Raw genomic sequence first — 12,637 nt, forward strand, 5'->3', positions numbered from 1 at the left:
TTAAAAACACAAAGTACTTAAACCTTTCATTTTTACCATGATCAAGATGCGCATCTTTTGCCATGAACAACGAATGTAGAAAGTCATAACAAGAGGGCAAGACATATGAATGATTATTTTGATGGAAACCCGAGAGGTGCAGGCTTCGATGCCATGTACTACTGGGAACAGTTTCATCCCATTTTATCGGCGATTGCCATACTTATTATTGGTTGGATTATTGCATTAATTGTCGGTGCAGCCATTAAAAAAGGCTTAGAAAAGCTGGGCACCAACCAGAAGCTGTCGCATGCCACCGGGCACCGTCCCAATGTAGAAAGTATTCTGTCCAGAGTTGCCTTCTGGATCATCATGATTATCGCGATTATCGCGGCGCTGAATGTGCTGAATCTGACCAGTGTCAGTGGGCCGTTTAGCAATATGATTCAAAGCTTCCTGGTCTTTATTCCCCAGTTGTTGGCAGCCATTGCGGTCGGTTTTATTGCCTGGATTGTCGCAACGCTGGTCAAAATGGGCCTGCAGCGCGTACTGAATCGTACCCAGCTGGATGAAAAGCTCAGTGCCGATGTCGGGGTTAGCCCGATTAGCCGCAATATCAGTGATATTGTGTACTGGTTAATCCTGTTACTGTTCTTGCCAATTGTGCTGTCGATTCTGGGCTTAAACGGCCTGTTGTATCCAGTACAAAACATGGTGACTGAAGCCATTTCTTATCTGCCGAATATCTTTATTGCCGGCGTGATTATTTTTGTCGGTTATATTCTGGCTAAAATTGTCCGTGGTATTGTCGAAGGTTTAATTGGCAGTCTGAATCTGCAACAGCAGGCGCAAAAAATTGGCCTGTTCAAGAACTCTAACTTGCCGAAGCTGGTCGGTTCTTTTGTTTTTGCCCTGATCATCATTACTGCATTAATCATTGCATTTGAAGCCTTGGGTATTGAGGCGATTTCTCAGCCGGCAACCGCTATGCTGCATGAAATCATGTATGCAATTCCGCATATTATTGCCGCCGGTTTAATTCTGATCATTGCCTATGTGGTGTCACGTTTCGTGGCCAATCTGGTGGTTGAAATTATTTCAGGTACGGGTGTCGATGAAATTCCGGCCAAACTGGGCGTACAACGTTTCCTCGGTACCACCAAAGTATCGACCATGGTTGGTTGTCTGATCGTGTTCTTTACCATGCTGTTTGCTGTGTCTGAAGCGGCTAACCGTCTTGGTTTCGAGCAGGTGAGTGGTCTGATTTCCATGTTCATTTACTTCGGTGCCAATATCCTGCTGGGTGCGGTCATTCTGGTGGTCGGTTTCTGGCTGGCGAATGTGGTGGCCAAAGTGGTCGAGCGTGGTGAATACAACAGTTCACGCTGGTTAGCGACGCTGGTACGCGTACTGATTATGGGTCTGGTCGTAGCAATGGGCTTACGTGCCATGGGCATTGCCGATTCTATTGTGAACCTGGCCTTCGGTTTAACCTTGGGTGCAGTTGCGGTGGCCTTTGCTCTGGCCTTTGGTCTGGGTGGCCGTCAACCGGCAGAACGTGTTTTAACCGATCTGATTGATAAAGCCAAACGCGAAGCCAAGCAGCCGAATCCGTTGAAACAGGAGCAGGACAGTGCGGCCAATAGTGGCTTTACGACCCCAGGAGTAAATCCAATGAACAAACAGGACCCGTCACAAGGGACAAATGCCCCAATGACCACGGATTTGTCGAATACCACACCGGCAACGCTGACCACTGCACCGCAGGAAGATGAAGCATCCGGTGCAGATCAGGTTACACCTGATACGCTGAAGGTGGATCCGGCGCATCCGGCCAGCAATAATCCGTTTGGTTCAACTGGTGAAAAAGAACCGGATGTCGATACACATCAACCACAAAAAGATGACCCGAAATAACCTGTCATCTATCTACAAGGTCGATCAAACTGAGTGTTGATCGACCTCGTTTTTTGTTGAAAACTGGAGAAGCAGAATGATGAAAAAGAAAGCGCCTTCCAATCTTTTTGCACCCGTAGTGATTGCAGGGATTACCCTTGGCTTTTTGGCCAGCGCCTATAAATTTATTTTTGCCAAAACTCAAAACCAAAATCAAAACCAACCCGGCCAGAGCGCTGATGATTCGGGCGATACCGGGCAAGCTGCGACCAAAGTCGATGATGTTGTATAAATGAACAATTTTTTGTTATAGTAAAGCTTCATAAAAAAGGAATAAATATTTCATATATTTTAGATGCTTATATTTAATCTGTATGAAATATTCAGGGAATAAAATCGACGAAAGTCTATTTGGGGAAGACCTTATGTTAAAAATTAGCTTAAAACAATCAGAACAGCCGGCAGTACTACCAAAGCATGTTCAGTGCGCCGTGGTGAAAATGCAGCAGACTATTTTACGTGTACAACGCCAGAATCATCTGTGCTTATTGCGCACAGATTATCTGGAATAATTCATCCACCAGTTTTATAAACCATCAGACATATTGGGCGGCGGCATGCGCTGACGCCCAGGCCCACTGGAAGTTATAACCACCTAAATGGCCCGTCACATCCAGCACCTCACCGACAAAATACAAGCCTTTCTGCTTTTTACTTTCCATGGTTTTGGAAGAAACTTCAGTGGTATCGACGCCACCTAAAGTCACCTCTGCGGTACGGTAGCCTTCGGTCCCTGACGGTTTGACTTCAAAGCTGTGCAGGCGCGCTGCAATCTGCTCCAGTTTTTCATCACTCAGCTGTCCGATGGCGCTTTCCGCCTGTTCCGGCCAGATCAGCTGTTGCAGCTCTGCCACCACACTTTTCGGTAAATGTTCGGCCAGTAAGGTACGTAACAGCACTTTCGGCTGGCTGGATTTTTTGGCTTTAAAAAACTCGGCTAAATCCACGGCCGGCAGGAAGTCGATATGAAAACTTTGGCCGACATCCCAGTAATTGGACAGCTGCAGCGAACTTGGTCCGCTTAAACCGCGGTGAGTAAACAGCAAGGCTTCGGTAAAGCTGTTTAGCGCATTGGAAAGTGTCGCTTCTACAGCATTACCACTGAGGCGGGTGGTGACTTCTTTAAAACTGTCGGAAAAGGTAAACGGCACCAAGCCGGCACGGGTCGGATAGACATGATGGCCAAACTGCTTGGCAATTTCATAACCGATTCCGGACCCTCCCAGCGTCGGAATGGACAGGCCGCCACTGGCGACGACCACAGATTCTGCCTGAAAATAACCTAAAGTGGTTGCGACCTGAAAACCCAAATCATCTATGGCGGTCATGGCTTTGACTTCACAGCTGGTTTTAATCTCGACCAGACCGGTTTTGTCACACTCGGCCAGCAGCATATTCAGAATGTCTTTGGCGCCATTTAAGGTAAACAGCTGCCCATGTTTACGTTCTTCATAGTCAATGCCATATTCGCAGACCAGCCCGATAAAATCCCAATTGGTATAGCGGCTGAGCGCGGAAATCACAAAATGCGGATTATGTGAAATATAGTTGCTTGGCTCGACATAGAGGTTGGTGAAATTGCATTTACCACCGCCCGACATCAGGATTTTCTTGCCAACTTTATTGGCTTTTTCCAGCACCAATACTTTGCGTCCGCGCTGGGCAGCCATATAGGCGGTCATTAAACCAGACGCACCGGCACCCAAAACTAGAACATCGTATTGATTTGCTGTTGCCATGTTGCACCGAGAGAAAATGAAAGCGGACTATTATAGACTTTATCGTTTGATGATGCCGCATTTTCCAGATTGAAATGTGCGCAGAATATTTACTTTTCCTATAAAGCAGGAATGGTCTATCAATAAACCAAATCATCGTTAGCAAGGCCACATTTTACTGTTTCAAGGTGATTTTTTACGCGGCAAAGTCGTGTTTATTTGATCTGGTTTTATTTTAAAGTTGTTTTAAATCAATAGTTTGGTATTTATTAAAGGGGCATTGTTGTTCAGAATAAATAGCAATTTTTAGACATATTTTTTATGTCATGACTTTGTCTCTTGGGGAACACAATGAATAAAACATTATTAAGCCTGGCGGTAATTTTGAGTATGGCTCTCACTGGCTGCGGTGGCGGCGGTGGCAGTGACAGCAATACGGCAGCATCTTCAAATCCATCTGCACCGGCTCCTGTGACGCCAACTTCACCTGGTTCAACACCTGATACCACGCCTGTCACTGCCAGCTTGATCAATGACGTTCGCTTTGCAGATCTGGCCACCGAATTTAGTGCCCAGACTTTTGGTCTGGACAGCTGGAATCCGAAAGCGATGGTGGTGCATCAGGATATTTTGTATGTGGCCAATGACAGCGCCGAGGCAAGCATTTTGCGTTATGACCTGAAAGCCAAGCGAGTCTTGAGTTCGATCCATGCCCAGAATATTTCCGGCATTGGTCGGCCGTGGAATCGGTTGTTTGATTTAAGTGTACATAACGACCGCTTATATGCGGCTTCTTATTCGTCTAACCGGGTCGATGTCTTTGATTTAGGCTCAGGCGAACCACAATTTCTGATGTCGTTGGGAACCGGCAGTTGGTCGGGTGATCAGCACAATACCGTGGTGGTGCATCCCATGTCGGTGGCAGCGAATGATCAATATGTATTTGCCACAGATACGCATAGCCGGATTAATGTCTGGAAGCAAAGTGAGATCAGTAGCACCAATCATTTAAAAGCCAAAAAATATGCACGTTTGTCCTTGCCGAACTGTGGTTATAACTGTAGTGCGCGTTTGGAAGCTGTCTGTAATTTGCTGTATGCCAGTTTTAATAATGGCATGAGCTATGTATATGGCCTGACTCATCTTGAAGAAGGCGCAACAAACGTGGCGGCGACACGACAGGAAAATGTGGGAACACGGGTATTTCATGCCGCGGATGACCAGCGTTTTTATGCAGCCCATACTTCAGGCCGGATCGACAGTTCAGCTTTACCAAATACGCAAAATCTACAGAATATTTTTCCAGCCGCAGAAGAAAGTTCTTATAAATATCGTACGGCAGGGGCGAGTACCGATCAGCAACTGGCCGGTGCCTTAGATATTCAGGTTAGTCAGGAACATTTATTCAGCCTGTTTAACGGCAAAATTGTCATGATGCCGCTTAAGCGATTGCAGCAGTTCCACTCCAATACTGCTGCCACAGTCACGGCACTCAAGCAGCAGCAGGCCCAAAGCCGCAGTTATGTGCTGCAAGATGGGGAAAGCTGGGAAACCCTGACCAATGCAAACCTGCGCCATTTTTATATGGATAATATTTTATCGGCAAATTTACAGCATCTGGGGCAAAATTACTCCAGCCTATGCGCGTGAATGGGTGATTATGATTACCAATTTTGCCTATCTGGTGAATAGCCCTGAGTTTAAACACATCTGGTTTAACCATAAAGCGGTCATGGGGCATGACTTCTTTGGCAACAAGGGCCAAGTGGTCGGAGATGGCGGTTACTTTACCGCAGCGGAGTATCAAAAACATTATGATGAGATTATGAACCGTGGCAAAGTGACGCTCGGGGTGACCACCGTGGGCGGCGGTTTAGGCGGACGAAATGTGTTGGGAGTCTATACCTGGCTGTTCTATGCGCATTATTTCAATACCAGTATTGGCATTGTGGGCCATGAGTTCGGCCATCACTGGGGCAGCCACGACAGCGCCTGGGCCAAAGGGGGCTACGGTTTACAGGAAATTAATCAGCAATTGCATCAATATTTACAGCGTAAACAACGCTTGCCGTATATGGACCCAGAGCTGAATAAATTCCACTTAACGCCACGGGCTGAGCTCTATAACGGGGTCGCAGAAAATATGCGCCGACCACGTCCGGATTCAAATGTGAATCATCTGGAGCGTTATTTTGCGGCCAATCCATTGCCAGAAACCAAGCAGCCTTAAGTTCTGATTTTTTCTTCCATCCAGTTGAAACTGTATCCGCTGGATGGAAGCCCGATTGAGGACGTCACAACAGATGAACTTTGAATTTCACAGCACATACAGATCATCAACAAAACTTTCATCAGACTTTTTTTATGATCTGTTTATATTAAGGTGTCGAGCTTCAACTTGACGCAGTTACACTTTGATTTGCTTAACAATAAACAGAAATGTCGGCTAGGCATCTACATCTGGTATCGGACTTTATAAAAAAGGAAAAAATCAATGAATCAAACCGCGGGGCTGGATCAGCTCAAACAATACAACCTGATCACCTATATTCTGTATATCGCCGGCTTTTTTGTCGGTGTTACGCCAATTATTGCCATTATCATGAATTATTTAAAACGTGCAGAAATGCGTGGCACCTGGCTGGAAAGTCATGTGAACTGGCAAATCAAAACTTTTTGGGTGACGCTGATTGCCTATCTGGTCGGTGCGGTTCTGACCACCATTCTGATTGGTTTTATCGTGCTGTTGCTGGCCTTTATCTGGCATATCTACCGTTTGGTGAAAGGCCTGATGGCACTGAACAGTAACCAGCCAGTGTCATAAATAGACTGGACTTGAAGTTGATGCTTTAAAACGCACGTCCCTGTAGCCCGCCAGTATGGATCAGTAAAATTTTCTGGTCCGGCCCAATTTTATCTTGGTCAATCAGATCAAAGATGCCGCGCAGCATTTTGCCGGTATAAGCCTGCTCCAGCGGAATGTTATAACGCTGCTCAAACGTCTGAATAAACTGGATTAATTCGGGTGTGGTTTTGGCATAACCGCCACAGCAATAATTATCCAGAATACGCCAGTTGCGTTTGGTCGTGAGCTGCGCGACCTCATGAGTTAAAAAATCACCTTTTAAGGCCGAAAATCCCAGCAATTGCTGATGTTGCTGGCTGGCCTCAATCAACCCGGCAAACGTGCCACCCGTACCGACGGCACAGCAGATTAGATCGAATTGCGCATCTTCCGCTGTCAGAATTTCCCGACAGCCTTGAACCGCCAGCGCATTGGTGCCACCTTCCGGAATCAGATAAAAATCGGGATATTGCTGTTGCAGGTGCTGCAAAAAATCGGGCTGATCTTTCTGGCGATAGGCATTGCGGGAGATAAACTCCAGCTGCATGCCAAATTGCTGCGCCGTAGCCAAGGTTGGGTTTAGAGGACGCTGCGCCAGTTCTTCACCGCGAATCATGCCTAGACTCTGAAAACCAAACTGGTGTGCGGCAAAAGCGGTTGCAGCAATATGATTGGAATAGGCTCCGCCAAAGGTCAGTACTTTTTCAAACCCCTGTTGCCGGGCGGCCAGCAGGTTGTATTTCAGTTTAAAAAACTTGTTGCCCGAAATCTGCGGATGAATCAGATCCAGCCGCTTGATGCTGATGCGCTGGTGGCGATATTCAATGTGCTGATAAGGCACCTGCTGGGCAATAGAATCAAACATAGACAGAACGGAACGTTTTTGACAATTCTAACTGAAAACGGGGCGCGGTCAGTAAAGACATTTAAATAATCTCTCACGATAAAAGCCGGATCGGGCTTGCATAAAAATAGTAACTGTGTAAAAAATAAACATATAGACCTTGCAGAAAGGGAGAATAATGATGAAAAGAATCATCTTCCTGCTTATTTTAATCCAGGGTGCTTTACTGGCGGCTTGTGACCCGACCAGAGATTTAAACCAGCCCAAAACGGAAGAAACACGCAGCATGATTATTGGTGGTGTGCCGGTGCATGATCAGGATTATCTGCTGCCCAAACAAGAATCGAGTGTGAGGCCAGAACAGACCGATCCATCACAGATTTATTAATATTGTATTTAATTGATGATCTTGAAAAGCGCTCAGGCCATGCTGGTATCTGGGTGCTTTTTTATGGCAAGCAAATTTCAGCGGATTGATTAAAATACGGAGTGAATTTTATAAGGTCAATGCAAATATTTGTAGTGAAAAATATCGTGAAAATCAAAACAACTGGTAAAAAATAGGAAGATATTCAAAGCACTTGCTTGTAAAATGCCGGCAGATCATTGTATTGGATAGGACTGTGGAATCCGTTTTTATTTTGGGATCAATTGCGCTGGCATTGATGTTGGGGGCCATGAGTCCGGGGCCAACATCAATTTATGTGGCGAAAAACTCGATTGCGATTTCACGTCAGCATGGTCTGTTTACCGCGCTGGGCACCGGTTTGGGCGCAGCCATCTTTGGTTTGCTTGCGGTGCTGGGCTTACAGGCCTTTTTACTGGCTGTGCCATCGGCTTATCTGGCCTTAAAAATTTGTGGCGGTTTATACTTGCTGTGGCTGGCATTTAAAATTATTAAACATGCCAAAGACCCGATTCAGGCCGATCATGCTGCCGGCACGCAAATGTCCTTACACCGTGCTTTTATGACCGGTCTGATTACCCAATTGTCGAATCCTAAAATTGCTATTGTGCTGGCCAGTATTTTTACCGCGCTATTACCCAAAGAGATTCCGCTGTATTTTTATTTTGTCCTGCCTATTCTGTGTTTCTTTATTGATGCCGGCTGGTGTTCCTTGCTGGCGGTGGCACTATCGGCGGAAAAACCGCGCGCAGTCTATTTAAAGTTTAAAAAAGTGTTTGATCGTGCGGCCGGTGTGGTGATGACGGTGCTGGGTCTAAAGCTGATTTTTGGTATGAAATAGATGGCTTAAATTGTGTTGATCGTTGATCAACATATCTCAAAAAAACCTCCGTTTTGTCGGAGGCTTTTTTATCTTAGAATATATTTTCTTCAGAATTGGCGGAAATCCGGTGAATGGATAAATCTGCGCCATTAAATTCTTCTTCCTGACTTAAACGGATGCCCATCAGCAGTTTTAGCACGCCATAAATCAGGAAACCGCCGGCCAGTGCAATCAGAATTGCCAGCGCTGTGCCGAACAGCTGGGAGATCAGGGATACGCCCCCCATACCACCGAGCCATTGCTGCCCAAAGATGCCAACTGCCAGCCCACCAAAAGCACCACATACGCCATGCAATGGCCAGACACCAAGCACATCATCAATCTTGAGTTTATTCTGGGTATAGGTGAAGAGTTTGACAAACATAATCCCGGCGATGCCGCCAATCACAAAGGCACCGAGTGGATGTACCACATCGGAGCCGGCGCAGATGGCCACTAGACCGGCAAGTGGACCATTATGTAAAAAGCCCGGGTCATCTTTGCCCGCAATTTTAGCGGCTATTGTGCCCCCGACCATCGCCATTAAAGAATTGATTGCCACCAGTCCGGAAATGGCATCCAGACGCTGGGCACTCATCACATTAAAGCCAAACCAGCCGACAATTAAAATCCAGGAACCCAAAGCCAGAAAAGGAATCGACGAAGGCGGATGCGCACTGATACGACCATCTTTTTTATAGCGACCATAACGCGCGCCCAGCAGAATCACCGCGGCCAGTGCAATCCAGCCCCCCATGGCATGCACCACCACCGAACCGGCAAAATCATGGAAACTGGCACCAAAGCTGTGTGCCAGCCAGCGTTGCAGACCAAAGTTGCCATTCCAGATCATCCCTTCAAACAATGGATAAATCAGCACCACCAGAAATAAGGTCGCCAAGGCCTGCGAACGCATTTTGGCACGTTCGGCAATCCCACCAGAAATAATGGCCGGAATCGCCGCTGCAAAGGTCAGCAGGAAAAAACAGCGCATCAGGTTATAGCCATGATCGGCCGCCAGAGTGGTCGAGCTATGGAAAAAATGCTGGCCATAGGCAATATAATAGCCCACCAGAAAATAGGCCACCGCAGAAATGGCAAAGTCCGTGAGAATCTTGCTTAGGGCATTGACCTGATTTTTATGCTGAACGGTGCCGAGCTCTAAAAATGCAAATCCGGCATGCATGGCCAGTACCAGCACTGCACCAAGAAGGAGAAATAATAAGTCGATATTTGGCATTGTGCGTTCCAATTGAGTGCACGGGATCAGGAAAAGAAACTCAGTATATCGAGGCGAATAGATTGTAAAAGAGGGGCAGACTGCGGAAATTTTGATGAAGAATTTCGTGAAATGAATAAGACTCGATATAAAGCACAGTGCGGTTTTTTGCACCAAATCAAGTCTTTTTTAAACGCTGTAAAACTCAATATTTTGGGCTATTTTTGAAGGATTTAAATTGATTGATACAAAGATGTGCAGCAGTTTGTATGTTTACGGTGCATTTTGAAACAGGCTGGACTGTTTAGAAAATTTTAAAAATTAAGGCGAAAATTGCTGCGAGGGCTAATGTGGTTGCGTGTAGGAACAGAAAAAACGAAAAAAATGGCAAAAGAGTACTGGGTTTAAAACAAAAGAACCCCATTAGCGGGGTTCTGTTTATAAAAGTGACTTAGCTCAAGAGAACTGAGTTAATCGGTAAAATGTACTGGAATCCATTGATAGCTTTTACCATCTTTTGAATAAATATGGCCGATGCCCGGGAACGGTAAATGCGCGGCCGCAATAGTCTGACCGTCTTTGGCATATTCAGCAAAATGCTTTAAGCGAGTTTCGACTGCTGCTTTCGGGTCAATATCGAATTCAATGGCGGTTTCAGGTTTATCAAACTGAATGGTATGCGAATGCACAATATCGCCAATAAACACCAGTTCCTGCTGCTCATGCTTTAATTTAAAACTGTAATGTCCCGGTGTATGCCCGAATGATGGCTTAAATTGAATATCACCAAATGCTAAAGATTTGTCTGAAAAGACTTTAATATTTTTCGCTTTTTCATAAGGTGCTAAAGCCGCTTTGATTTTTTCCACCGTACCCAAAAAGCCAGCCTGTTTATCTTTAGGCAGTTTTTTTACAGTATTGGGGTTGAGCCAGAAATCATATTCAGTTTTGGCAATATGCAAGGTCGCATTTGGATAATTGGCTACACCATTATTTGAGATGCCACAGACATGGTCAGGGTGTAAATGTGTCAGGAAAACGCCATTCACTTGTTCAGGCTGATGGCCTGAGGCTTTTAAATTGTTATAGATTGAACCTAAGTGATCGCCAAAACAGCTGGCTGCACCGCTATCAACCAGATAAAGCTGGCTGCCGGTATTCACCAGAAAAGCATTGACGGAGGTCTGGATGCCTTTGGCTTGATCGGCATAGTATTTTTGCAGAATCTCGCTAACTTCCTGATCTGCCGCACCTTTAAATTGTGAGCGGTTGAGATAGTTGGTGCCATCGAGCAGGGCGGTAATCTGATAAGGCCCAAACTGATGCTGATAATAGCCCGCGACCTGTTTTTGTTGGGGGATGGTTGGTTCAACGGCTTGGACTGTGGTGATAGTTGTGGTGCTTAGGGTTAGAGCGAGAAGGATTGGTTTTAAAGTTTTCATAGAGTTCTTATAAGTTTTAAAGTGATACATCTTTTTATCATATTTATTGGTGAAATTTACAACTAGTTGAAAGCTTCTTCTCTTGCGCCATAGATGACTCAGGGAGAAGGTTGGGATGAGGGTTATAGCTTTTCGCCTTACTTTTGTCGGGGCAAAAGTAATAAAACCCCTTTGTTCGTTAGAGGGCACGTCCGTGTGCCCCTAACGAACGGGCGACATCCATGTCGCAAGTCATGTAATCAAATTTCTTGGAAAAATATCAAAGATGAAGTTACATTATTAAAATTAAAGGACATAAAAATTATGTTTAAGGGATAATTAGAAATGTTTGAAGATTATTTGGATCAATTAAGAAATAGATTTATAAAAAATAATGAAGAAATAAATTTGGATAAATTAATTGATGTAGCAGTATCTGATTTGATTGAAAATTTTGCGCTAAAAGACGAAGATAATTATAAAAATATAATTGCTAGCAATGATGCTTTTATAAAAAGAAACAGGGAGAAGTGGTCTAAAGGCTTTATTAAATTACATGCTTTGAGAGAAATTTGTTTAGAAGCAGGAATTAATTTCCAAAAACAATTTTTGAAAAACGCAAAATATCATAATGATGAATTAATTGGAGTATTTATGCGTCAGCATGCTCAAGCATGTCGTATAAGCGGTGAAATTATTTGTCTATTAGAAGGAGGATATCCAGATGTAGCATTAGCACGTTGGCGTACTTTATATGAAATGGTTATTCAGTGTTTGATTATTCAAAAACATGGACGAGAAGCTGCTATTGATTTTCTTAAATATGGATGGCTTTGTTGCACAAAGATTTCATAACTATATGATTTTAAAAGTTTTGATTATTTTTTGATCCAAAATTAAATTTATTTAAATCAGATGCTTACATATTTGTGCAACAAAGCCAATATGGATTAGTAAAAACAGTTGAAGGAGTCGAGGAACATCATAGAACAGCAGAAGAGATGGGTCATGAAACATTCACAGATGAAGAGTTAAATTTCTATTTTGAATTACGAGAAAATTTAGTTGGCAATGATGTAAATTGGCATTGGGCTAGAAAACATACAGGCTTAGCAAGAATTGATAAACTTCGTGAATATGTTGGTTTAGATAAATGGTCGTATAATTATAAATTAGCAAGTCGCAACATCCATGCTGACTATTATGAAATGGGTTCTTTATACGCAATGAAGGAATCAAAAGAAGATATGTTACTTGTAGGTCAGTCTAATTCTGGTTTGACTGATCCTGCACATTTTACTGCAATTAGTTTATCTCAAATTACTTCAATTTTTTTAACAGCATATTTAGAAGATAAAGAAAGTGAATTGAATTATACCGATTCACT

The 12,637-nt window shown here is 44.3% G+C and carries 14 protein-coding genes; 10 read left to right on the top strand and 4 right to left on the bottom strand.

What is annotated here, in order from left to right:
• Positions 1 to 105 precede the first annotated feature (105 nt).
• From ACPEPR_RS06995 to ACPEPR_RS07005, 3 genes are all read left to right on the top strand, one after another.
• Positions 106 to 1,896: a mechanosensitive ion channel gene (locus tag ACPEPR_RS06995; protein ID WP_423562204.1), complete on the top strand. Its 1,791-nt coding sequence runs from the start codon at positions 106 to 108 to the stop codon at positions 1,894 to 1,896.
• Positions 1,897 to 1,975: 79 nt separating this feature from the next.
• A complete protein-coding gene (locus ACPEPR_RS07000) occupies positions 1,976 to 2,167 on the top strand; it encodes a hypothetical protein (RefSeq protein WP_104470037.1) in 192 nt (63 codons plus the stop codon).
• A 133-nt stretch (positions 2,168 to 2,300) separates the two neighbouring features.
• Complete coding sequence (locus ACPEPR_RS07005) at positions 2,301 to 2,447, top strand: hypothetical protein (RefSeq protein WP_005179593.1); 147 nt, start codon at positions 2,301 to 2,303, stop codon at positions 2,445 to 2,447.
• A gap of 24 nt (positions 2,448 to 2,471) precedes the next feature.
• Here ACPEPR_RS07005 and ACPEPR_RS07010 read toward each other — a convergent pair whose 3' ends face one another.
• Positions 2,472 to 3,674 (bottom strand): NAD(P)/FAD-dependent oxidoreductase, encoded by a 1,203-nt coding sequence (locus ACPEPR_RS07010; RefSeq protein WP_075167132.1) that lies wholly within the window; start codon positions 3,672 to 3,674, stop codon positions 2,472 to 2,474.
• Between the two features lie 330 nt (positions 3,675 to 4,004).
• Here ACPEPR_RS07010 and ACPEPR_RS07015 point away from each other — a divergent pair, with 330 nt between their 5' ends.
• The 3 genes from ACPEPR_RS07015 (at position 4,005) to ACPEPR_RS07025 (ending at position 6,477) form a co-directional block, all read left to right on the top strand.
• Complete coding sequence (locus ACPEPR_RS07015; RefSeq protein WP_423562205.1) at positions 4,005 to 5,303, top strand: YncE family protein; 1,299 nt, start codon at positions 4,005 to 4,007, stop codon at positions 5,301 to 5,303.
• 10 nt (positions 5,304 to 5,313) lie between these two features.
• On the top strand, positions 5,314 to 5,883 hold the full coding sequence (locus ACPEPR_RS07020) for a hypothetical protein (protein WP_423562206.1): 570 nt from the start codon (positions 5,314 to 5,316) through the stop codon (positions 5,881 to 5,883).
• A 264-nt stretch (positions 5,884 to 6,147) separates the two neighbouring features.
• Positions 6,148 to 6,477, top strand: coding sequence for a DUF4870 family protein (locus ACPEPR_RS07025; RefSeq protein WP_045796299.1), 330 nt, complete (start codon positions 6,148 to 6,150; stop codon positions 6,475 to 6,477).
• Between the two features lie 25 nt (positions 6,478 to 6,502).
• Here ACPEPR_RS07025 and ACPEPR_RS07030 read toward each other — a convergent pair whose 3' ends face one another.
• Complete coding sequence (locus ACPEPR_RS07030) at positions 6,503 to 7,363, bottom strand: 1-aminocyclopropane-1-carboxylate deaminase/D-cysteine desulfhydrase (protein ID WP_423562208.1); 861 nt, start codon at positions 7,361 to 7,363, stop codon at positions 6,503 to 6,505.
• Positions 7,364 to 7,523: 160 nt separating this feature from the next.
• Between ACPEPR_RS07030 and ACPEPR_RS07035 the strand changes: the two genes are divergently transcribed.
• Entirely contained in the window at positions 7,524 to 7,730 is a 207-nt protein-coding gene (locus tag ACPEPR_RS07035; protein WP_104470039.1) for an NF038215 family lipoprotein, read from the top strand.
• A gap of 235 nt (positions 7,731 to 7,965) precedes the next feature.
• On the top strand, positions 7,966 to 8,589 hold the full coding sequence (locus ACPEPR_RS07040) for a LysE family translocator (protein ID WP_168395409.1): 624 nt from the start codon (positions 7,966 to 7,968) through the stop codon (positions 8,587 to 8,589).
• A 73-nt stretch (positions 8,590 to 8,662) separates the two neighbouring features.
• Here ACPEPR_RS07040 and ACPEPR_RS07045 read toward each other — a convergent pair whose 3' ends face one another.
• Entirely contained in the window at positions 8,663 to 9,850 is a 1,188-nt protein-coding gene (locus ACPEPR_RS07045) for an ammonium transporter (RefSeq protein WP_423562209.1), read from the bottom strand.
• A gap of 449 nt (positions 9,851 to 10,299) precedes the next feature.
• Positions 10,300 to 11,271, bottom strand: coding sequence for an MBL fold metallo-hydrolase (locus ACPEPR_RS07050; RefSeq protein ID WP_317306319.1), 972 nt, complete (start codon positions 11,269 to 11,271; stop codon positions 10,300 to 10,302).
• Positions 11,272 to 11,595: 324 nt separating this feature from the next.
• Here ACPEPR_RS07050 and ACPEPR_RS07055 point away from each other — a divergent pair, with 324 nt between their 5' ends.
• Positions 11,596 to 12,105 (top strand): DUF5677 domain-containing protein, encoded by a 510-nt coding sequence (locus ACPEPR_RS07055; protein WP_423562210.1) that lies wholly within the window; start codon positions 11,596 to 11,598, stop codon positions 12,103 to 12,105.
• Positions 12,106 to 12,179: 74 nt separating this feature from the next.
• Positions 12,180 to 12,637 (top strand): hypothetical protein (locus ACPEPR_RS07060; RefSeq protein WP_423562211.1); only part of this gene is annotated, 458 nt, incomplete at its 3' end.

This window comes from Acinetobacter sp. AND/436 (assembly GCF_049546925.1).
GTDB classification, from domain to species: Bacteria; Pseudomonadota; Gammaproteobacteria; order Pseudomonadales; family Moraxellaceae; genus Acinetobacter; species Acinetobacter indicus.

Bases quoted from the DNA above. Each gene is read 5' to 3' on its own strand.
- ACPEPR_RS06995 (WP_423562204.1), top strand. From the start codon at position 106: ATGAATGATTATTTTGATGGAAACCCGAGAGGTGCAGGCTTCGATGCC.
- ACPEPR_RS07000 (WP_104470037.1), top strand. From the start codon at position 1,976: ATGAAAAAGAAAGCGCCTTCCAATCTTTTTGCACCCGTAGTGATTGCA.
- ACPEPR_RS07005 (WP_005179593.1), top strand. From the start codon at position 2,301: ATGTTAAAAATTAGCTTAAAACAATCAGAACAGCCGGCAGTACTACCA.
- ACPEPR_RS07010 (WP_075167132.1), bottom strand. From the start codon at position 3,674: ATGGCAACAGCAAATCAATACGATGTTCTAGTTTTGGGTGCCGGTGCG.
- ACPEPR_RS07015 (WP_423562205.1), top strand. From the start codon at position 4,005: ATGAATAAAACATTATTAAGCCTGGCGGTAATTTTGAGTATGGCTCTC.
- ACPEPR_RS07020 (WP_423562206.1), top strand. From the start codon at position 5,314: ATGATTACCAATTTTGCCTATCTGGTGAATAGCCCTGAGTTTAAACAC.
- ACPEPR_RS07025 (WP_045796299.1), top strand. From the start codon at position 6,148: ATGAATCAAACCGCGGGGCTGGATCAGCTCAAACAATACAACCTGATC.
- ACPEPR_RS07030 (WP_423562208.1), bottom strand. From the start codon at position 7,363: ATGTTTGATTCTATTGCCCAGCAGGTGCCTTATCAGCACATTGAATAT.
- ACPEPR_RS07035 (WP_104470039.1), top strand. From the start codon at position 7,524: ATGAAAAGAATCATCTTCCTGCTTATTTTAATCCAGGGTGCTTTACTG.
- ACPEPR_RS07045 (WP_423562209.1), bottom strand. From the start codon at position 9,850: ATGCCAAATATCGACTTATTATTTCTCCTTCTTGGTGCAGTGCTGGTA.
- ACPEPR_RS07050 (WP_317306319.1), bottom strand. From the start codon at position 11,271: ATGAAAACTTTAAAACCAATCCTTCTCGCTCTAACCCTAAGCACCACA.
- ACPEPR_RS07055 (WP_423562210.1), top strand. From the start codon at position 11,596: ATGTTTGAAGATTATTTGGATCAATTAAGAAATAGATTTATAAAAAAT.